Below are 20915 nucleotides of genomic sequence, written 5' to 3'. Positions count from 1 at the left end.
GTCGTGGCCGGGCCCGGTGGGGTTGTGTCCTGGCCGGGCCCGGTGGGGCTGTGTCCTGGCCGGGCCCGGTGGCGGGGCGGGTGTCGTGGCGGGGTTGGCGGAGCGCTACAGCGCAACGGGTTCTCGGCCGTCGCGTTCCCGGCCGTCGCGCCGCGGTGCGGACGCGGACGGGCGGGTCGGCCGCGCGGTGTCGGGGGCCAGCATGAGCGTCCGTACGACGCGCTCGGCGGCGTGGCCGTCGTCGAACCGGCAGAAGCGTTCCCGGAAGGCGGTGCGCAGGGCGGTGGCCTCGGCGTCGCGCCAGCGGCCGTCCCGGAAGACGGCGATCAGCTCGTCCTCGGTGCGGGCGACGGCGCCCGGGGTGTCGCCGGGCCGCCCGGACAGCAGGTCGAAGTAGACGCCGCGGGTGGCCTGGTAGGTCTCCCAGTCGTCGGCGTAGACGACGATCGGCCGGTCGAGCAGCGCGTAGTCGAACATGATCGACGAATAGTCGGTGATCAGCGCGTCGGCGGCCAGGCAGAGCTCTTCCACGGACGGGTGGGCGGAGACGTCGATCACCGGTCCCGCCTCCTGGATCCGCTCCAGGCCGGCCCGTTTGCCGTACGAGTAGTGGGTCCGTACGAGGAGGACGGTCTGCGGGCCCAGGGCGCGGCTGAGGCGCGCCACGTCCAGGCGGGGGGTGAAGCCCTTCTGGTAGTCGCGGATGGTGGGGGTGTAGAGGATCGCGGTGTGCCCGGCGGGGATTCCCAGGCCGGCGCGGATCTCCGCGACGCGGTCGGGGGGCGCGGAGAAGAACACGTCGTTGCGCGGATATCCGTATTCCAGGATCCGGTACGAGCCGGGATACACCCGCTCCCACACCTCGCTGGAGTGCTGGTTGGCGGACAGGACGTAGTCCCAGCGGTCGACGCGTTTGAGGAGGTTGCGGAAACTCATTCCGCCGCTCGCGGCGGGATGGCGCTGCTGGTCGAGTCCCATGCACTTGAGCGGCGTCCCGTGGAGGGTCTGCAGATGGACGGTGCCCGGCCGTTTGACCACGTCGTTGGGGAAGTTCGCGTTGTTGACGAGGTATTTGGCGCGGGCCACCGCCCGATAGAACTTCCGGGTGCCCGGGACGACGTATTCCACGCCGTCCGGGAGCGAGGCGAGTTCGGACTTGCGGACCACCCATACGCCGCGGATGTGCGGCGCCAGTTCCTTCGCCTTGTGGTAGATCGCCGCGGGGTTGCACAGCACGCCGCGGTCCCAGTACGCGGAGTAGACGGCCAGGTTCGGGTCGACGGGCCGCCGCAGATGGAGCTTGTACAGCGCCCGCTTGGCCCGCACGGCCAGGGGCCGCCGGACGATCCGCCGGAGCTTGCGGGCCGCGTCGCCCGACCGCGCGAACAGCGCCCGTACCCGGTAGTGGACGTAGGAGCCGCACGCGAGCGCGTTGAAGCGCCATTTGGTGTCGGCGGGCGGGGTGAAGTCCGCGGGCAGGTGCGCGCGGTACCACGCGGCGGCCCGGCGGAAATAGCGGCGCCGGTCCGCCGCGGCGACCCGGGTGCGGCGGTCGAGGCAGAAGAGGAAGTGGGACACGGCCCGTTCGAACAGCAGCGGGCGCAGCGTGTGCTTCGGGTCGAGGTGCGGTTGGTCGTCGAGGAAGGCGAAGAGCCGCGCGTACTGGTCGAAGATGACGAAATGCTTCTCGCCGGGGCTGCCGGTGCTGGCACCGGTCCGCCGCTGCCGGTATTCGAGCCCCACCAGGTCGACGCAGGCTATTCGCCGCGCCGTCAGCATGGTCTTGTAGGAGAGCAGGGCGTCTTCGTAGATTCCCTCGCTGAACGCGAAGGCGTGCCGGGTGTAGAAGCCGCGGTGGTAGACGCGGTTGGACGACATCGCGAAGAGCCGCAGGAATTCGGGCCGGTCGCGGACGGAGAACACGTCGGTACCGGCGGAGGCGAGGAGTTCACCGAAGAGGCTGGGCTCGGCCTGGTCCCACCAGTAGGTGCGGACGTGGTCGAAGTAGAGGATGTCGGGGTCTTCGTTGAGGGTGAGGCGGTCGGCGAGCCCCTGGAGGGTGCCGGGGGCGAGGGTGTCGTCGCCGTCGAGGAAGAGCAGGTAGTCGCCGGTGGCCCGCTCCACACCGGCGTTGCGGGCCCGGCCGGGGCCGGAGTTGACGGGCAGGTGGACGGGGACGACGCGCGGGTCGCGGGCCGCGTACTCGTCGATGATGGCGCCGCAGTGGTCGGGGGAGCGGTCGTCGACGGCCACCACCTCGATGTCGTGGAACGACTGGGTCAGCGCGGAGTCCAGGCAGGCGCGGAGGTAGCCCTGCACGCGGTAGGCGGCGATGACGATGCTGAATCGAGGCATGGCGCTCCTCGGGTGTGACGCGCGTCGGGAACGAGGTGGGGGCCGTCCAGTGCTTGTTCACGTGCTTGCTTCGCGTTCGTGCTCACGTTCTTGCTCGCGTGTTTGCTCACTATAGGGTGATATAGGCGAATCGTCCCGATGGGGAGGGGGCGCGATGGCGTACGGCAGTCGGCGGGCAGGGCGCACCAAGGCGATGGGCGTTGCGGGTGCGGCGGCCGACCGGGTGAGTGGTTGAGCCATCCGGCTGCCTGACATGCCCGGAACCCACCCCCTACCGAAGATCGGCGTATGCGGTCTCCTTCGCGGCGCACGGCCTTCCCGGCCGGTGCGGGCGTCGTCGCCCTGGTGCCGATGGGTGTCATGCTCGCGCTCGGGCTGTGGGGACTCGACCGACGCGCGATGTGGCGTGACGAGGCGGCGACGTACGTGGCGGCACGGCGCACGGTGCCGCAGCTGTGGGAGCTGCTGGGCACGGTGGACGCCGTCCATGGCCTCTACTACGTGTTGATGCACGCCGTACTCGCCGTCCGCGCCGACGAGATCGCACTGCGGCTCCCGTCCGTGGCGGCCGCCGTGTGCACGGCCGGCCTGGTCGCCGCGACGGGCCACCGGCTGACGGGCCGCCGCCGGGCGGGCATATGGGCGGGGCTGCTGTACGCGGCGACGCCGATGGTCGGCCACTACGCCCAGGAGGGCCGCTCGTACGCCCTGGTGGCGCTGGGCGCGGCCTTGGCGACGTGGCTGCTGATCGACGCGGTCGAGCGGGAGGTGGGGGACGGCGGCGACGTGGAGGGGGCGTGCGGGGGCGCGGGCGCGGGAGTCGCTGAGGGCGCGGGTAAGGCAGACGGCGCGGGTACGGGAGACGCCGCGGGCAGGGGTGCGAGGGATGCGGCCGGCGCGGGTCGATGGATCGCGTACGGAGCCGTCACCTCCCTCACCGCGCTGACGCACGTCTGCGCGGTGCTGCTCCTGGCCGCCCATGCCGCGACGCTGCTGGCGGCGCGCGTACCCGGCGCGGTGTGGCGCCGCTGGGCCCCGGCGGCGGGCGCGGCGCTCGCCGCGCTGCTGCCGCTGCTGCTGGTCTCCCATGGCCAGGCGGCACAGGTCTCGTGGATACCCGTTCCCGGCCTCCCGCAGGCGCGGGCGCTGCTCCACGGCTTCGCGGGCCCGAGTGGCCTGGTGCTGACGGTGAATCTGCTGCTGGCGGCGGTGGCCCTGGCCCGTCCGCCCCGGCCGGTCGGCCGGCTGTCCGTACCGGCCGTCGCGCTTCCGCTCGCGCTCGTACCGCCCGTGACGCTGTTCGCCGCCTCCCAGCGCGAGGCCCTGTTCCTCGACCGCTACCTGTTCTTCGCGCTGGCGGGTGTACCTCTGCTCGCGGCGGCGGGCGCGGAACGCATCGCCTCCGCGCTGCCGTCGCGGCGGGGGACGGCGGCGGTGGGCTGCGTCGCGATCGCCGCCGCGTTCCTCTGGCAGCTGCCCCTCCACGCCCGCGAACGCGGCCCGGCGGCCCGCGCGGACGACCTCGCGCTCGCGGCCGCCGAACTGGGCCGCGCCACCCGCCCCGGCGACGCGGTGCTGTACGCCCCGCCGTACGCTCGCCGCGCCGCGCTGGCGTACCCGCACCAGGTCGCGGGCCTGCGCGACATCGCCCTCGACGCGGACGGCCCCTCCTCCGGCACGCTGTACGGCCGCGAAGCGGCCCGGGGCGACCTGGCGGCACGACTGGCGGGCGAGCCGCGCGTATGGGTGCTCTCGGAGCCGGGCGGCGTGCGGGGCCCGAAGGCACGGGCGCTACGCGAGGGGTTCCGGCCGGTGTTCGCACTGTGCCTGGCGGCCGGGACGCTGACGCTGTACGCGCGTTGATGGCCCGCCGGACGGCAGCCGGAGAGCATGCACGCTGGGTGCGGAAAGCCGATTGCCGGGCGGGTGCGGCCTGGGTAGCGTCGTCGCCCGTGGTCCCGACCCCGACTCTCCGTACCGACCGCCTCCTTCTGGAGCCGTACACCCCGGAAGACGAAGAGGCTTTCGTCGCGCTGTTCCAGGACACGCGCGTGTCCCGCTGGATGGGCGACGGCCCCGTTTCCGAAGCGGCGGACCGGGCCCTGTTCGGGCGGATCTTCACGAAGGTCTATGCCCGGAACCTCTTCGATGTCTGGGCCGTCCGCAGGGACGGTGCGCTCGTCGGGCACGCCGAGATCAAGCGGACCGACGCCGTCGACGGCCACGAGATCGTCTACGCACTGGCTCCCGAGGCGTGGGGCTCCGGGTTGGGGACGGAGCTGGCGGGGGCGATCGCGGCCTACGGCTTCGAGACCCTCGGACTGACCGAGGTCCACGCCACCGTGGCCGCGCAGAACACCCCCTCGCTGGCGCTGCTCGCCAAGATCGGCTTCGAGCGCGCCCGGGACATCACCGAGGACGACGGCAGCACCACGCGTGTCCTGACGCTCCGTCGCACAGCCTGATCATGTGGCGCTCGTCGCCGCGTCCGGCTGCCACGAGACCGTCTTCCCTCGTGGTCTCGTGTACTTGTCGTACGGAGTGGTGGACACCCGGTCTTCGATCCGCGGGGAGCGGCGGACGTTCCGCACGCCGCTCCGGTCGTATCGCCTGGAGAACCGACCCCAGTCGTAGTTGCCGCGCATAACGGTCCGGTTGGCGGCGATGAAACGCGCGACACCGCGGCGCTGCCGCCGGTTGAGTGGGAGGAGGTCGGATATCTGCTCGGCTGCTCGGGCCTGTGCCGCGAAGCGCGCCATCCGTTCTCGGACCATGTTCCGAAGGCACTCGATCGCCTTGTCCCTGGAGATCCGGCGTTCCAGGGACAGGAGCAGGACCGTGTTGTTCGGCTCCTGGTTCGCTTCGTCCTTTTCCAGTGAAGCGAGGTCGTTGGTGAGGATGACGATCTCGGCGGTCAGGTCCCGCATTTCCCGGACGCAGGAACTCTCGTGTACCTCGGCGGGCGCCTCGAAATGGCCGCAGCGCTCCGTGAGATCGAGGACCCCTTGCGCCCCTATCGAGATCCGCCGCAGTTTCATGTAGACCTCCAGACCGAGCACCGCGCCGGACCTGCGGTTCGCCGCCTCCGCCGCATAACTCAGGAAGAACTGCTCCCAGTTGCGTGCCGCGCGTTCCCGCCAGGCATGGGACATGCCTTCGCAGCTGCGGGCCCACAGGTCGAGAAAGACCTCCGCCAGCGGGAACGTGGGACGTGTGGACCTCTGCCGAGCCAGGCTCGCCAGCTCGTGGCATAACGAGTAGGCACTGTGGGGGTCGTCCCCCAGGTAGCTGTCGAACAGGTCGTCGACGAAGAAATAGAAGGTCTGCTGTTGCAGTCCCAGGACCAGGTCGTCGCCGACGGCATCCGGGTGGAACCGGCCCGCCAGGTCCGACAGATTCCAGCTGAGATACCTGTCCACGTTCTCCTGGCTGGTCAGCAGCCGTTCCGAGGTCAGCCATTCCAGATTGAGCGCACGGGCCCTCGGCGCATCGGAACTGATACGCGAGGGGAAGGGGATGTCGAGCGCGATGTCCTGCGGCATGGTCTCCTCCAGTTCAGCTGTTGCCGGGTGCTGTCGTTACCGCGTGCACGCATGACGGACTGGGGCGCATGGGATCGGCAAGACGCCGCCGCAAGGCAGTGGGGGAACCCGAAGGGCCATTCACAGGCCGGTGGCCGGGCGGCGCAATGCCGCTCTTGACGATAGGAAGGAGAGAGGAATCACGCCAGGGCGCACACGCACACCACCTCGTGCCCTATTGAGCCCCCGACAAGCCCCGCAATAGCGGCACACTCCCTTGCCATCGGCCCGCTGCCCCTGCCCGCTTCCGGCTCACCCGTTCAGGGGCTGCGGGGCCTGGGTCGGGGCGGCGGCCTGGGGCGGCGGAGCCGTTGTCTCCCACGGTGTCTGGCCCTGGCCCTCGTGGCCGCCCTGGTAGCCGACCTGGCCGCCGCCCCGCCCCTCGTCCGGCCCTTCCGGTCCGTCCGGCTCCTCCGGGAGTTCGCACGGCATCAGCGCCCGTACCACCCGTTCCGCCGCGCGGCCGTCGTCGAACCGGCAGAAGCGCTCCCGGAACGCGGCGCGCAGCGCGGCGGCCTCGGCGTCGTTCCAGCGGCCCTCGTGGAAGACGGCGATCAGTTCGTCCTCGGTGCGGGCCACCGCGCCCGGGGTCTCGCCGGGCTTGCCCGACAGCAGGTCGAAGTAGACGCCGCGGGTGGCCCGGTAGACGTCCCAGTCGTCGGCGTGGATGACGATGGGGCGGTTCAGGATGGCGTAGTCGAACATGATCGACGAGTAGTCCGTGATCAGTGCGTCGGAGGCCAGGAGGAGTTCCTCCACCGAGGGGTGGCGGGACACGTCGATCACCACGCCTGCCTCCTGGAGCTCCGCCAGCTCGGGGCGGATCCCGTACGAGTAGTGGGCGCGGACGAGGAGCACCGAATCGGGGCTGAGGGCTCGGGCCAGCCGGGCGAGGTTCAGGCGGGGGGTGAACCCCGGCTCGTAGTCGCGCAGCGTCGGGGCGTAGAGGATCGCGGCGCGGTGCGGGGGGATGCCCAGTTCGGCGCGGATGCGGGCCACGTCGTCCGTGGTGGACGTGAAGAGCACGTCGTTGCGCGGGTAACCCGTCTCCAGCAGCGTGTACGACGACGGGTAGACGCGCTCCCAGATCTCGCTGGAGTGCTGGTTGGAGGAGAGCACGATGTCCCAGCGGTCGACGCGCCGCAGCAGGTTGCGGAAGCTCATGCCGCCGCCCGAGGCCGGATAGTGCTGCTGGTCCAGGCCCATGGACTTCAAAGGGGTGCCGTGCAGCGTCTGGACGTGGAACGTGCCCGGGCGCTTGACCAGGTCGTTGGGGAAGTTGACGTTGTTGATCAGGTACTTGGCGCGGGCCACGACGCGGTAGTAGGCGCGCGTGCCGGGCACCACGTACGGCACGTCCTCGGGCAGGTTGGCGACCTCGGACTGGCGTACCACCCACACCCCCTGCACGTGCGGGGCCAGTTCCCGCGCCTTGTAGTAGATCGCCGCCGGGTTGCACAGGACGCCGCGGTTCCAGTACGCGGAGTAGACGGCCAGGTCCTCGTCGATCGGCAGCCGCAGATGGAACTGGTACAGCAGGCGCTTGGCGCGGGCGGCCAGCGGGCGGCGGACGGTGCGCTTGAGGCGGCGGAGCGCCTTGCCGTACCGGACGGGGAATTCGCGCGCCCGGTACAGGGCGAAGTAGCCGCGGGCGAGCGCGTTGAACCGGGCGCTGTCCTCCGGGGGCGGGGTGAATCGCGCGGGCAGGTGGTCCTGGTACCAGTCGACGGCCTGCCGGAAGTAGCGGGCCCGGTCCCGCTTGGCGACCCGCGCCGGGTTGCCGAGGCAGAACAGGAAGTGGGAGACGGCGCGTTCGAAGAGGGCCGGGCGCAGCGGCTCCAGGTGCGGGTTGCCGTCGAGGAAGGCGAACAACCGGGCGTACTGCCGGAAGATGGCGAAGTGCTCCTCGCCCGGGCTGCGCGTGCTGGCGCCGGTGCGCCGCTGCCGGTACTCCAGGCCGACCAGGTCCACGCAGGCGATCCGGCGCGCCGTCAGCATCGTGATGTACGACAGCAGCGCGTCCTCGTAGATGCCCTCGCTGAACGCGAAGCCGTGCCGGGTGTAGAAGCCCCGGTGGTAGACGCGGTTGGACGACATGGCGAACAGCCGCAGGAACTCGGGCCGTTCCAGGATGCTGAACACGTCCGTGCCCGCCGAGGCCAGCAGGTCGCCGAAGAGGCTGCGGTCGCGGCGGCCCGTCCAGTAGGTGCGGACGTGGTCGAAGTAGAGGATGTCGGGGTCCTCGGTGAGCTGGAGCCGGTTCGCGAGCCCCTGGAGGGTGCCGGGTGCGAGCGTGTCGTCGCCGTCGAGGAAGAGCAGGTAGTCGCCGGTGGCCCGCTCCACGCCGGCGTTGCGGGCGTGCCCGGGGCCGGAGTTGACCGGCTGGTGGACCGTGACGACGCGGCTGTCGCGGGCCGCGTACTCGTCGATGATGGCTCCGCAGAAGTCCGGTGAGCAGTCGTCGACCGCCACCACCTCGATGTCGCGGAACGACTGGTTCAGAGCGGAGTCCAGGCACGCTCGCAGATAGCCCTGCACACGGTAGGCGGCGATGACGATGCTGAATCTGGGCATGGCGCTCCTCAGACGTCGGGTGTGTACGGGCGGGTTCACGTCCGCGCCGCGAGGCGGGTCTGCGTCCGCACGGCGAGGCGGGTCCGCGTCCGCGCCGCGAGGCGGGTTCACGTCCGCGCCGCGACCGTGAGCCGCGGGGCCCCGGCCTCCGGCCAGCGGCAGGCGGACGGGGCGGGGGCCGGGCGCCGGTCCGCCGGCGGGACGACGGGCGGCAGCAGGGCGGGGTCCTCGCCGAGGAAGACCCGCCGTACGACGCGCTCGGCGGCCCGCCCGTCGTCGTACGGGCAGAACCGGGCGCGGAACGCGGCGCGCAGCCCGTCGGCGTGCGGGCCGTACCAGGCGCCGGTGGTGAGCAGGTCGATCAGCTCGTCCTCGGTGCGGGAGACCGGTCCCGGCGGGCGGGCGGGCAGGTCGAGGTAGACGCCGCGGGCGGCGCGGTAGGCGTCCCAGTCGTCGGCGTGGATGACGATGGGCCGGTCGAGGACGGCGTAGTCGAACATGATCGACGAATAGTCCGTCAGCAGCAGGTCGGCGGCCAGGCACAGGTCCTCGACGCGCGGGTGCGCCGAGACGTCGATGACGCGCCCGTCGCGGGAGGGCCCGGCCAGCGCGTCCGGGTGGAAGTAGTGGGCGCGGGCGAGGAGGACGTAGCCGGGTCCGAGCGCGTGGGCGAGCCGGGCCAGATCGAGCCGCGGGGTGAAGCCGCGCTGGTAGTCGCGGTGCGTGGGGGCGTACAGGATCGCGGTGACCTCGGGCGCGAGGCCCAGCTCCGCGCGGACGCGCTGTACGTCCTCGGCGGTGGCCGTGAGGAAGACGTCGTTGCGCGGCGAGCCGAGCTCGAGCGAGGTGTAGCCCGACGGATAGACCCGCTCCCAGGTGAGGGTGGAGTGCCGGTTGGCCGAGAGGCTGAGGTCCCACCGGTCCACGCGCTCCAGCAGCCGGTCGAAGTCCATGCCGCGGGCGGCCGCCGGGCGGTCCTGAAGGTCCAGGCCCATGTGCTTGAGCGGGGTGCCGTGGTGGGTCTGGAGGTGGATCTGGCCGCGCCGCTTGCGCAGCCGGTCGGTGAAGTTGACGTTGTTGACCAGATACGTGGCGCGGGCCAGGGCCGTCCAGTACGCGGGCGAGCCGGGGTACAGCCGGGTCACTCCCATCGGCACGGTGTGCGCGTACTCGGGGTGGTGATCCACGCGGTGCGCACCCACGGGGCCAGCTCGCGGACCTTGGCCTCGATGGCGGCGGGATGGCAGGCGTAACCGCGGTGCCAGTAGGCGGCGAAGACGGCCAGGTCCGGGTCGAGGGGGCGCAGCCGCTGGAGCCGGTAGTGGGCGCGCAGCGCCGCCGCGCGCAGCACGCGGTAGGCGGCGCCGCGCATCTCGACCGCCCGGTGCCAGGCCTGGCGTACGCGCCGCAGGGCGCCGAACGCGCGGCACGCGCCGAGCCGCAGCAGCAGCGAGCGCAGCCTGATGCGGGGCGGCATGGGCGGGCCGTCGGCGCCGCCGGGGTGGTGGCGGCGGTGGTGGTCGCGGGTACGGCGGGCGAACTCGGGGCGGGTGCCGCGGGGCAGCCGCCCCGGGCAGGCGTAGATCGCGGCCAGGTGGTCGAGCATCCGCTGGAACACCGCCGGGCGCCAGCGGGCCAGCTCCGGGCGGCTGTCGAGGAACGCGAACACCCGGTCGTACTGGTCGAAGACGTCGAAGTGCCCGCGGCTGGCGGTACTGAGGAGGGAGCCGCGCCGCCGCTGCCGGTAGTGCACGCAGACCCGGTCCAGGGTGGTGAGGGTGCGGGCGGTCAGCAGCACGGGGAAGGTCCAGGGTGTGTCCTCGTAGAGTCCGGACGGGAAGGCGAAGCCTTCGCGGGTCAGGAAGTCGCGGCGGTAGGCCTTGTTCCAGACGACCATCAGCAGGCGCAGCAGCTCGGGCCGGTCGGCGAGCGCGAAGACGTCGGAGGCCGTTTCGGCGGAGGGGGCGAGCAGCCCCGAGCGGATGTTCCGGACGGTGGTGCCGGTCCAGTACAGCCGCGCGTAGTCGTAGACCAGCACCTCGGGATCGCCGGTCGCCGACAGCCGCTCGGCGATGGCGCGCAGCGCGCCGGGGGCCAGGACGTCGTCGCTGTCCAGGAAGAGCACGTAGTCGCCGGTGGCGTGGCGCAGACCCGTGTTGCGCGCCTGCCCGAGGCCGACGTTCTCCGGCAGGTGTACGGCCCGCACCCGCGGGTCCTGGGCTGCCGCCTCGTCGATGATCGCGCCGCACGCGTCGGGTGACCGGTCGTCGACGGCGATCAGCTCGACGTCGGTGAAGTCCTGGGTCAGCACCGAGCGCAGGCAGTCGTGCAGGTACGCCTGGACCTTGAAGACGGGGACGATGACGCTGAACCGGGGCACGGCGGATCCCAGGGGTCGGCAACGATCGAGCAGGTTGTCCCACTATCATCTGATCAACGCCGAAATGGTGGCATCTGGGTGGTGATCGCCGGGGAAGATGCCCCGTTCGGACCAGCGCGCCGCTACTTGACCGCCCCCGCCATCACCCCCGACACGAACTGCCGCTGGAAGGCGAAGAAGACCGCCAACGGCACCACCATCGACACGAACGCGCCCGGCCCGAGGATGTCGATGTTGTTGCCGAACTGCCGCACCTGCTGCTGGAGCGCCACCGTGATCGGCGGGTTGCCGCTGTCCGCGAAGATCAGTGCGACCAGCATGTCGTTCCACACCCACAGGAACTGGAAGATGCCGAGCGAGGCGATGGCCGGGCCGCCCAGGGGCAGGACGACGCGGAAGAACAGCCGCAGCTCGCCCGCGCCGTCCAGCCGCGCCGCCTCCAGCAGCTCGCGCGGGATCTCCGCGAAGAAGTTCCGCAGCAGGAAGATCGCGAACGGCAGGCCGAAGGCGGTGTGGAACAGCACCACGCCCGTCGTCGTCTCGAAGACGCCGATCTCGCCGAAGAGCTTGGCGACGGGGATCAGCGCTACCTGCACCGGCACCACCAGCAGCCCGACGACCAGCAGGAACCACCAGTCGCGCCCGGGGAAGTCCATCCACGCGAACGCGTACCCCGCCAGCGCGCCGATCAGCACCACCAGCACTGTCGCCGGCACCGTGATCGCCGCCGTGGTCCACAGCGAGTCGGTGATCTTCTCGTTGCTCAGCAGGTCGTCGTAGCCGTCGAAGGTGAGCTGGCCGGGATCCCCGAAGACCTGCCACCAGCCGGAGAGGTCCACGTCGGCCGGATCGCGCAGCGAGGAGAGCAGCAGCCCCATCGTCGGGGTCAGCCACAGCAACGCGACCACGACGAGGAAGACCCGCATCGCCCCGCCGCCCGCGCGTGCCGCGATCCGCGCGGCGAGCGACCGCTTCGCCCGTACGGCCGTGTCGGTGCGGGCCGCGGGCGCGGCCGTGTCCGCACTGGTCATCGGCGGCTCTCCCTTCGGATCCGGCGGATATTGAAGAACATCACCGGCAGCACGAGCACCAGCAGGAACACCGAGATCGCACTGCCGACGCCCTGGTTGACGTCCGTGCCGAACGACGACTGGTACAGCTGGAGCGCCAGCACGTTCGCGTCGTCCTGGGTGGTGCCGGGCGCGATGATGTACACGAGGTCGAAGATCTTCAGTACGTTGATCATCAGCGTGACGACGACGACCGCCAGCACCGGCGCCAGCAGCGGCACCGTCACCCGGCGGAAGACCTGCCACTCGTTGGCCCCGTCCACCCGCGCGGCCTCCAGCAGCTCCCGCGGCACGCTCGCCAGACCGGCCGCGATCAGCACCATCGCGAAGCCCGCCCACATCCATACGTAGCTGCCGATGATGGCCGGGGTGACCAGCGACGGGCCCAGCCAGTCGACCCCGTTGTACGGCTCGTCGAAGTTCGCGGCGGGCAGCCGCAGCCGGGCCCCCTCGGCCTTCGCGGGCAGGGTGTACGTGCCGTCGGCGCGGGTCGTCGTCGAGGCGACGACCGTGCCGTCCCTGACCGCCTCGATTTTCACGTCGGCGAGCGCCTTCTCGCCCTTGTCCAGCGCGCCGTGCCGCCCGCCGCCGCCCCGGGTGAAGTCGAACCACACCGTGCCGGTGACCTTCCCCGGCTCCGGCCGCGCCGCCTGGGCCTCGGCCGCCCCGGACACGTCGCCGCGCTTGGCCCCGACCAGCGGAACCAGTTGCGGGCTGCCCGCGCGGGCAGCCGCCGGCACGCTGTACGAACCGTCCCGGTCCGCCGTCAGACCGGCGTCGGCACGCGGATGCGCCCCGGGAAACGGCGGCCGGTCGGCGAACGTGTCGTGCACGGTCGTCCACATCGCGTTGGCCACGCCCCGGTCCGGGTCCTGCTCGTACACCAGCCGGAAGATGATGCCCGCCGCCAGCATCGAGATCGCCATCGGCATGAAGACGACCAGCTTGAACGCCGTACCCCAGCGGACCCGCTCGGTCAGCACGGCGAAGATCAGGCCCAGCGCGGTGGCCACCGACGGGGCGACCAGCACCCAGATGACGTTGTTCTTGACGGCGGTCAGGATGGCGTCGTCCGAGAACACCTCCCGGTAGTTGTCCATCCCGACGAAGCCGTCGCCCGACGCGTCGAAGAGGCTGCGCCAGACCGAGTAGCCGATGGGGTAGACGACGAGCGCGCCGAGCAGCGCCAGCGCGGGCAGCAGGAACAGCGCCGCCACCCACGGCGGGGTGCCCATGATGGTTCTCCGCCCGCGCCCCGCGGGGGCTTGCGTCCCTTGGCGGGCGGCGGCGAGCCAGGTGCGGCCGCGCCGCCCGCTGTCACGGTCGACATGATGAGGGTCTCCCGGTCGCGTGATGTCGTGATCGGTTTCCTGGGTCGGTTCCGGCCGGTTCCTGATCAGTTCTGGTACGCCTTGGCGGCGTCGGCTTCCAACTGGCGCTGTGTGCCCGCCACGTCCTTCGGGTTCTTCAGGAAGTCCTGGAGCGCCTTCCACTCGCCCTGCGCAGGCTTGCCGCCGAAGGACGCAGGGGCCTGGTCGGACATGTCGAAACGGAAGTCGTCGCCCGCCGCGATCAACGCCTTGGCGATGCCGCGCAACGGGGCGTTGGGGTAGGCGTCCACGTCCAGGGACCGGTTCGCCGAGATGAAACCCCCGGCCTGGGCCCAGATGTGGGCGGCGTCGGGCGAGGCGAGGAACGTCAGCAGCGCCTGCGCCGCCCTGCTGTCCTTGAGCGCCACGGCGACGTCCCCGCCGGTGACCACCGGCGCCTTGTCCCCGACGGCCGGGAAGGGGAACACCTTCGCCTGCGTACCGAGGTCCGCGCCCGCGTCGGCGATGTTGCCCGCGACGAAGTCGCCCTCGAAGACCATCCCGGCCTCGGGCTCGGCGGCGTTGCCGAAGGCCTTGGTGACCGAGTCCGGGAACGCGGTCCGCAGCGCGCCGTCCCTGCCGCCCGCCAGCAGCCCCTTGCCGCCCCACAGCTCGGCGAGCGTGGTGAGCGCCTCCGTCACCGACGGGTCCGTCCACTTGATCTTGTGCTGGGCGAGCTGGTCGTACTTCTCGGGGCCCGCGAGGGAGAGGTAGACGTTCTCGAACCAGTCGGTGAGCGTCCAGCCGTCCGCGCCGCCGACGGACACCGGGTCGGTGCCGGAGTCGGAGAGCAGCTGTGCCTGGGCGAGGAAGTCCCGCCAGGTTCTGGGCTCCTTGGCTCCCGCGTATGCGAAGGCGGAGGTGTTGTACCAGACCAGGGACTTGTTGCTGACCTTGAAGTACACGCCGTACTGCTTGCCCTTGTGGGCGCCGAGGTCCTGCCAGCCCTGGGAGAAGTTCTTGGCGAGCTGCGCTCTGGTGTCCGCGCCGACGGGCTTGGCCCAGCCCTTGTCGGCGAACTCCCGCAGGACCCCGACCTGCTGGAGCATCGCGACGTCCGGCGGGTCGCCGCCCGCGATCTTCGAGCCGACGAAGGCGGACATGTCGTCGCCGCTGGGGACGAAGGCCACGTCGGCGCCGGTGCGCTTCTCGAACTCGTCCAGCACCTTGGTGAAGTTCTCCTGCTCGGAGCCCGTCCACACGGCGGTGACCTGGAGTTTCTGCCCTTTCAGCGAGGGCAGTTCGACGGTGGTTGGCGGCGGGCTGCCGGTGCTGCCGGCCCCGTCGTCACTGCCGCATCCGGCGGCGGTGAGGGTGAGCGCGGCGACGGATAACAGCCCCACTGCCCGGCGTGCGGCGCGCTTCGTACGAAGCCGTGTGCGCATCCCCGTTGTCCTTCCCGTGACGGCCGTCCCCACGCGCGGCCAGGTCCCGTTCGCACAGTCCTACGCCCGGTCATCGGGCGCCGCAATACCGTGATCAAGGTCAACTCGGGGATTGTGACCTGGATGTGATGCGACGTCATGGCTGCGGATGCGGGCCGGGTCGGCGCGGGTGGCGGCGTGAACGGTGGGCGTGGGCGGTGAACGGTGAGCGAGGGCGGTGGGCGGTGGGCGTGGGTGGTGGGCCGGGTCACACCAGCGCGGGGACGGTCGGCGCCTCGGCGGACTGCGCGGCGCGCTGCAACGCGCTGGCGAGCAGGGCCAGGTCGGTGGGCCCGTTGCCGAGTTCGCGCAGCGGGCGCCGGGTCGGCGGATCTCCCTGCCGCTCCCAGTCCAGCGGTACGACGGTCGGCCGCTGCGTCGCCGTACGCGGGATACGGCCCGTGACGCGCCCCGCCTGGAAGGGGATGACGGCGTGGTCGTCGGGCCGGCGCAGACGGCCACGGCCCGGGGCGGGCTCACCCGGTCCCGGTGGCACGTGTGACGCCGGACTGCTCCCCTTGCCGGCTGCACCAGTTGCACCGGCTGCACCAGTTGCACCGGCTGCACCAGCTGCACCGGCCGGACCACCCGCGCCGGTGGCCGGGTCCGGGGTGGTGTGCCGCGTTGTCGGCTCCAGGGTGATCCAGAGCCCGGCGCGTTCCACCGCCGCGGTGTCCGCCGTACGGTCGGGACGGCCGGACGCCGCGATCAGATGCACCCCGAGCCGGGCCCCGTCCCGGGCGACGGCCTCCAGGGCGCGCACGACGGATCCGGCCGCAGGGCGGCCGGGGCTCCCGAGGGCGGGGGCCACGAGGGCGTCGAAGTCGTCCACGAGGACGACGAGCCGGGGCAGCGCGGCCTGCGCGGCGTGTGCGTCGTGCGTGGCTTGTGCGGCCGCGTCGCCGCCACCCTGCGGCTTCTGTGTACGCAGCTTGAGCGTGGCGCTGGGGGCGGATTCGACGTCCCGCGTGGCGCCGCCGGGGGCGAAGGCGTTGCCGGCGTCGGCGGCAGCGGTGTCTTTGCCGCCTCCGTGGGCCTGAGCTTGGGCGTGGTGGGGGTCGGTACTGCCCTCGCTGTCGCCGCCGTTCGCCGCCCCGGGCGCGGAACGGACGTCGGCGGGCTGCCGGGGGGCGATCACGCGAGGCTCCGCGGCCTGCCGCGCGTGCCAGGCGACGAAGTCCAGTTGGCCGAGGAGTTCGGCGCGGCGCTTGAGTTCCGAGGTGAGCGCCTGCGCGAACGCGCGCATCCGCAGCGGGTCCGAGGCGGCCAGATACGTGGAGACGTGCGGCAGTTCCGTGCAGACCCGCAGCCCCGCACCGCGCTCGGTGCCGCCGCCGTCGACCAGGACCAGCCCGAGCCGGTCCGGCCGTTCGGCGGCCGCGAGCGAGGCGGCCACCGAACGCAGAAGCTCCGTCTTGCCGGTGCCGGGGGCGCCGTCGATCAGCAGATGCGGCCCGTCGGCGGCGAGATCGACGGTGATGGGTCCGTCCGCGCCGGCACCCAGGACGGCCAGGGTCCGGCCGCCGGCGGGCACCTCGTCAGCGGCGGCGGCCCACCGTGCCAGCAGCGAGGCCGGTGTGGCGCGAGCCAGGCCCAGCTCGTCCAGCAGCCGGGCGGAGTCGGGCAGCGCGGCGGCGGACCGCCCGGCGCCGCCGCCGGTCGGCGGGACACCGGCAGGCCGCAGCGGCGCCAGCGCGCGGGCGAACCGCTCGGCCCACGCCGGCGACACCGCGTCCACGATGACGGCTGTGCCGCCCGCGACGGGTACGGGTACGGGTACGGGCACGGAACGGTCGCCGTACGCACTTCCGCGCGGCCGCGGCGATCCGCCCGCGGCACCGGTGAGGTGCATGGTGCCGGTGCCGCTCGTGGTCGTTCCGCCGACTCGCGGCTCGTTGGGGCCGCCGGGTTCGCCGCGTTCGCCGGAGCCGCCGGGGGCGGCGCGCCGCGGGTCGGCGTACGGCTGCGCCGATCCGGCCACTGCGCCGACTCCGTCGCCGACGCGTGGGTCCCGGCTCGCCGGCACGGTCGCGCGTCCGGCGCCGTGGCTAGGACTAGGGCTATGGCCGTGGCCGTGGTCGCCGGTGCCCGGCGCGCTGGCGTACGGGTCGTGGGCGCGGGCATCGCCTCCGCCGCCGGAGGCGCTGGCGCGCGGGTGCGCCGGTCCGGCCGGTGCCCCGGAGGCACCGACGGGCTGCCCGTACGCGTCGGCGGCGTGCGCGCCGGGTGCGTTGCCGTACCGGAAGCGGGCGGAGGCGTCGTGTGTGTCGCCGGTGCGCGGGCGCGGCGGTCCGGCCGGGGCGCTGTACGCGCCGTGGTGCGGGTGCGCCATTGCGGCCGGGGCGGCGGGTGCGCCGCCGCGCTGCTCGTATGCGGTGGCGTACGGGTCCGTGTGCCCGCCGGGTGGGGTGCCGTTCGGGGAGGGGGCACGGGCGATGTCGCCGCCCCCGAGCGGGGCGCGGGGGGCGGCGGGGGTGTCTTGGCCGGTCGGCTCGACGGGGCCGGTCGCGCCGGGGCGTGGCGGTGCGGACGAGGTGCCGGACGCGTCGCCGGTCTGGCCGTACGCGTCGCTCATGTCGCTGCCGCTCCCGCGGCCGCCGGGAGCGGCGCCCGCCGGCGAGGCGGCCCCGGGGTGGGCGGTCGCGCGCTCGGTCGACGCGGTGGGGCGCGGGTACGGGGTGCCGGCGGCCTGGCCGTACGCGTTGGTCCCGTGGCCGCCGGGGGTGGTGCCTGGGTTGTGGTGCGCCGGTTGCGCGGGCCCAGGGCGATGTATTCCGCTTGCGGTGGATGCGTGGGGTTGCGGGTGCGCGGGGCCGGGCTGGCTGTGGGCGTCGGTCCCTCGGCCGCCGGGGGTGGCGTGTGGACTGTGCGGGGCTGGTTGTGCGGGTCCGGGGCGAGTCGTCCCGCTTGCGGTGGATGCGTGGGGTTGCGGGTGCGCGGGGCCGGGCTGGCTGTGGGCGTCGGTCCCTCGGCCGCCGGGGGTGGCGTGTGGACTGTGCGGGGCTGGTTGTGCGGGTCCGGGGCGAGTCGTCCCGCTTGCGGTGGATGCGTGGGGGTGCGGGTGCGCGGGGCCGGGCCGGCCGTGGACGTCGGTTTCGTGGCCGCCGGGGGTGGTGCCTGGGTTGTGGTGCGCCGGTTGTGCGGGTCCGGGGTGGGCGGTCCCACCTGCCGCCGATGTGCCGGGGCGCGGGGATGGGGCGCCGGATCGGCCGTAGGCGTCCGTGGTGCGCGGGCTCTGGGCCGCCGGATGCGCGGTCGGTTGGGCGGTCCCGCCGCCAGCCGGTGCGCTGGGGCGCGGGTGCGGGGTGCCCGGCGCGTTGCCGGGTGTGCTGCCGCTGTGTGGGGCCTGGATCGCCGGATCGGCTGGCGCCTCCGCACCGCGCGGGGCGGCCCCGTGAGCCTGCCGCGCCGGTCGCCCGTACCCGGAGCACCCGGCGCCCCCGGCGCCCTCGGCGCCCCCCGCGTCGGAGCCGACGGGCGCCTGGCCGTGTTCCGCCGCGGGCGTGCCCGCGTTCGTGCCCGTGCCGATGCCCCGACCCTGCGCGTCGGCCTGGCCGCCGGTCCCGGCGGAGCCCGTGCCGCCCTGCTCGTACGCGTACGAGCCCGCGTGCGGGGCGCGGTCGGCGCGGTCCGGGCGGGCCACGTGCAGGCTGGTCGCCACGTCGCCGCTGAGCAGGGCGACGACACCGCACTCCGCGAAGACCGGGGACGCCGCGCACGCCGTCCCGTACGCCGCCGGGAAGGGGGTGGGCACCTCCACCGCGGGCGCCTCGGCCAGGCAGATCACATGGACGCCCGCCGCCGCGCCCCCCGCCGCGAGGCGGGCCAGCGTGTCGCGCAGCGCCGGCGAACCCGGATCGCCGTCCACGACCACCAGCGTGTACGGGCCGCCGTGGTCGTCCGCCGCTGCCGCCACCGCCGCCGGCGGCGCGGTCACCCACGCGGGGCCGAGTCGGCTGTCGTCCAGCCGCCGGACCAGCTCCGCGGTCCGCGCCGCGGCCTGCTCCCGGTCGTACGCGAGCAGCAGTCGGCAGTCCTGGCCGTGGGCCGGGTGCACCTGCGGCAGCCAGCCCAGCCAGGACCACTCCGCCAGCCGCTCCCGCACGTCGCGCGCACGATCCGTGCTGATCAGGACGATCTCCAGCGAGGCGGGTGAGTGCAGCGCCGCCAGCTGCGCGATGACGGAACGGGCAAGTCCGCTCAGTCGGCCGCGCGGTCCGGCCAGACCCAGACTCCCGTCCTGCCGGAGGTCGACGGTGACCGGGGCGGCCGGGATCGGCATGCCGTCGGCCGTCCTCCGGTCGGCCACGCCCAGCCGTACGGTCAGCGTGTCCGGGTGCCCGGGGCCGCGCTCCCACAGCCGGGGGCCGGGGCCCAGCACGGTCATCAGGACGTCGGCGAGGTCCGGCGACCGCTGGTGCAGCGCGGCAGCCTCGGCGGCGGCCCTGGCCCGTGCCGCGTCGGCGTCGTCCGCGAGTCGGCCGTCCGCCGTGTCCGTGCGCCGGTCCGTCGCCCGGCCTCCCGCGAGCCGCCGGGCCCAGGCCCCTATGCCGCGGCGGCGCGGCGGTGCGGGGGCGTGGTCGGGGCGGCCGCCGGGACCGGTGTGGCCGGTGCCCTCCGGATGCCCGGACGGCGGCGGCCCGGCGATCGCGCCGCCGTCTCCGCCCTGATCGGCCCCGTAGGCAGGCCCGGGCACGTATCCCGCCTCGCCGGTCCCGTACGCGGGCTGCCCCGTTCCGTAACCGGCCGGGGTCCCGTATCCGGCCTGTCCCGTCCCGTACGCGGGCTGCCCCGTGCCGTGACCGGACGTCGTGGCTCCGTACCCCGCGGCGGCGTGGTGCCCGTCCGCCGCCGCCGTGATGTCGGGAGGAACCGGCGTCCCTCGCAGCGGTGTGCCCCGCCCGTCGGCCGCGTGCCCCGCCCGGGCGGAACCGCCGCCGTGCCGCGCGTCCGGCTGCCCCGACGCGTACGGGGCGTGGGGGGTGCGGCCAGAGCCGGCACCCTGCGCATACGCCGCGCCCGTGGCCGTACCCGTACCCGCTCCGTACGCGGACACCGCGCCGTACGGCCCTTCGTACGCACCGCCAGCGCTCGGACCCTCGTACGCGCCACCAGTGCCCGGTGCGGCCGGACCCCCGGCGTACGGCCCCACCCGCAGGTGCCCCTCGCCGTCCGGGGCCGTGGCCAGGCCGCCCGGCACGGGCTCCGTCGCCGGGACACGCAGCCGCAGCGCGGACTCGCCGATGCGCAGCAGGGCGCCCGGAGCCAGCGGTATCGGGGTGCCGCCGACCCGCTCTCCGTTCACGGACGTGCCGTTTGTCGAGTCCAGGTCGGCGAGGCTGACCCGGCCGTCCTCCGCGACCGTGACGGCGCAGTGCAGCCGGGACACGTCCGGATCGTCCAGGGTGACGTCCGCCTCGCCCGAGCGGCCGATGCGGATCTGGCCGCCGTGCAGCAGATGGACACCGCCGGCGTCGGGGCCGGCGACCACGTCCAGCCGCGCGGGCGCGCCGACCGCAGCGGCCGCCGGGTCGCCGGCGTGGGCGTCGGGGTCGGCCGGGGCGTTGAGGGACAGCACCGCGCCGTCCACCAGCGGCGGCTCACCGAGCGCGCAGCGCTGCGGGTCCAGCCGGACCGAGCCCGCGTACAGCACGGTGGGACCGCCACCGACGTCGGCGCCCGCCGCGGCCGCGGCGGCGGTGATGCCGCTGGTGACGGACGCGAGAGGGGTGCCGACGGGGGCGGTCACGAGGACGTCGACGGCGCAGCCGGGCGCGCCGGGACGGCCCTGCTCCCGCGACCCGGCGCCTGAGCCCGCGCCGGACCCGGAGTCCGCGCCCGGCCCGGAGCCCGCGCCGGAATCCGAAGCAAAACCGGAGCCCGAGCCCGAGCTGGAGGTTGAGCCCCCGCCGGACCGGGACCGGGGCACCGGGCCGGAGTGCGGGCCGGGGTGGGCGCTGCGCGGCCCGAGGACGGTCAGCCGAATCTGCATAGCCGTCAACGGTCCCTTCTGCCCCGGGGACCGGCAGGGGGTGCCGTCTCCCCCGCCGACCTCAGGCGCGTCGGCACGTACAGGTCGTACGTCGTACCCGGCACGGGGCCGGGTCGTACGGCGCACGGCGCGCGCCCCCCGCTTCGCTCCGTCACGACATCCGTGCTGC

Annotated in this window: 8 protein-coding genes and 3 pseudogenes; 2 read left to right on the top strand and 9 right to left on the bottom strand. The window is 73.6% G+C overall.

The window, feature by feature from the left end; genetic code table 11:
- Window positions 1-105: 105 nt before the first annotated feature.
- Window positions 106-2355: a bifunctional glycosyltransferase family 2 protein/CDP-glycerol:glycerophosphate glycerophosphotransferase gene (locus tag Q3Y56_RS12780; protein WP_304462059.1), complete on the bottom strand. Its 2250-nt coding sequence runs from the start codon at window positions 2353-2355 to the stop codon at window positions 106-108.
- Window positions 2356-2643: 288 nt separating this feature from the next.
- On the opposite strand from Q3Y56_RS12780, the gene Q3Y56_RS12775 reads away from it, so the two are divergent.
- Both Q3Y56_RS12775 and Q3Y56_RS12770 read left to right on the top strand, forming a co-directional pair.
- Window positions 2644-4218, top strand: a complete 1575-nt coding sequence (locus Q3Y56_RS12775) for a glycosyltransferase family 39 protein (RefSeq protein WP_304462058.1) — start codon at window positions 2644-2646, stop codon at window positions 4216-4218.
- 89 nt (window positions 4219-4307) lie between these two features.
- On the top strand, window positions 4308-4820 hold the full coding sequence (locus Q3Y56_RS12770; protein WP_304462057.1) for a GNAT family N-acetyltransferase: 513 nt from the start codon (window positions 4308-4310) through the stop codon (window positions 4818-4820).
- On the opposite strand, the gene Q3Y56_RS12765 is transcribed toward Q3Y56_RS12770, so the two are convergent.
- The 8 genes and pseudogenes from Q3Y56_RS12765 to Q3Y56_RS12730 all read right to left on the bottom strand — a co-directional run.
- Window positions 4821-5897: a hypothetical protein gene (locus Q3Y56_RS12765; RefSeq protein WP_304462056.1), complete on the bottom strand. Its 1077-nt coding sequence runs from the start codon at window positions 5895-5897 to the stop codon at window positions 4821-4823.
- A 291-nt stretch (window positions 5898-6188) separates the two neighbouring features.
- The gene (locus Q3Y56_RS12760; protein ID WP_304462055.1) at window positions 6189-8510 is read right to left on the bottom strand and encodes a bifunctional glycosyltransferase/CDP-glycerol:glycerophosphate glycerophosphotransferase; all 2322 of its coding nucleotides are present in this window, start codon (window positions 8508-8510) and stop codon (window positions 6189-6191) included.
- A gap of 107 nt (window positions 8511-8617) precedes the next feature.
- Window positions 8618-10890, bottom strand: a pseudogene (locus tag Q3Y56_RS12755) (CDP-glycerol glycerophosphotransferase family protein).
- Window positions 10891-11012: 122 nt separating this feature from the next.
- The gene (locus Q3Y56_RS12750) at window positions 11013-11921 is read right to left on the bottom strand and encodes a carbohydrate ABC transporter permease (RefSeq protein ID WP_304462054.1); all 909 of its coding nucleotides are present in this window, start codon (window positions 11919-11921) and stop codon (window positions 11013-11015) included.
- A complete protein-coding gene (locus Q3Y56_RS12745; protein ID WP_304462053.1) occupies window positions 11918-13195 on the bottom strand; it encodes a carbohydrate ABC transporter permease in 1278 nt (425 codons plus the stop codon). The genes Q3Y56_RS12750 and Q3Y56_RS12745 overlap by 4 nt, the downstream gene beginning before the upstream one ends.
- Window positions 13196-13356: 161 nt before the next feature.
- Window positions 13357-14715: an ABC transporter substrate-binding protein gene (locus tag Q3Y56_RS12740; protein WP_304462052.1), complete on the bottom strand. Its 1359-nt coding sequence runs from the start codon at window positions 14713-14715 to the stop codon at window positions 13357-13359.
- A gap of 247 nt (window positions 14716-14962) precedes the next feature.
- A pseudogene (locus tag Q3Y56_RS12735) lies at window positions 14963-16492 on the bottom strand (FtsK/SpoIIIE domain-containing protein); the annotation flags it as partial.
- Between the two features lie 3492 nt (window positions 16493-19984).
- Window positions 19985-20746: pseudogene (locus tag Q3Y56_RS12730) on the bottom strand (FHA domain-containing protein); the annotation flags it as partial.
- Window positions 20747-20915 lie beyond the last annotated feature (169 nt).

This window comes from Streptomyces sp. XD-27, assembly GCF_030553055.1.
In the GTDB taxonomy this organism is placed as follows: Bacteria; Actinomycetota; Actinomycetes; order Streptomycetales; family Streptomycetaceae; genus Streptomyces.
Note: the sequence above shows the minus strand (reverse complement) of the source record. Positions and strands in the feature narration are given on the sequence as shown.

What these genes read in the sequence shown, in the direction of transcription:
- Q3Y56_RS12780 (WP_304462059.1), bottom strand. Translation starts at nt 2,355, where the DNA reads ATGCCTCGATTCAGCATCGTCATCGCCGCCTACCGCGTGCAGGGCTAC.
- Q3Y56_RS12775 (WP_304462058.1), top strand. Translation starts at nt 2,644, where the DNA reads ATGCGGTCTCCTTCGCGGCGCACGGCCTTCCCGGCCGGTGCGGGCGTC.
- Q3Y56_RS12765 (WP_304462056.1), bottom strand. Translation starts at nt 5,897, where the DNA reads ATGCCGCAGGACATCGCGCTCGACATCCCCTTCCCCTCGCGTATCAGT.
- Q3Y56_RS12760 (WP_304462055.1), bottom strand. Translation starts at nt 8,510, where the DNA reads ATGCCCAGATTCAGCATCGTCATCGCCGCCTACCGTGTGCAGGGCTAT.
- Q3Y56_RS12750 (WP_304462054.1), bottom strand. Translation starts at nt 11,921, where the DNA reads ATGACCAGTGCGGACACGGCCGCGCCCGCGGCCCGCACCGACACGGCC.
- Q3Y56_RS12745 (WP_304462053.1), bottom strand. Translation starts at nt 13,195, where the DNA reads ATGGGCACCCCGCCGTGGGTGGCGGCGCTGTTCCTGCTGCCCGCGCTG.
- Q3Y56_RS12740 (WP_304462052.1), bottom strand. Translation starts at nt 14,715, where the DNA reads ATGCGCACACGGCTTCGTACGAAGCGCGCCGCACGCCGGGCAGTGGGG.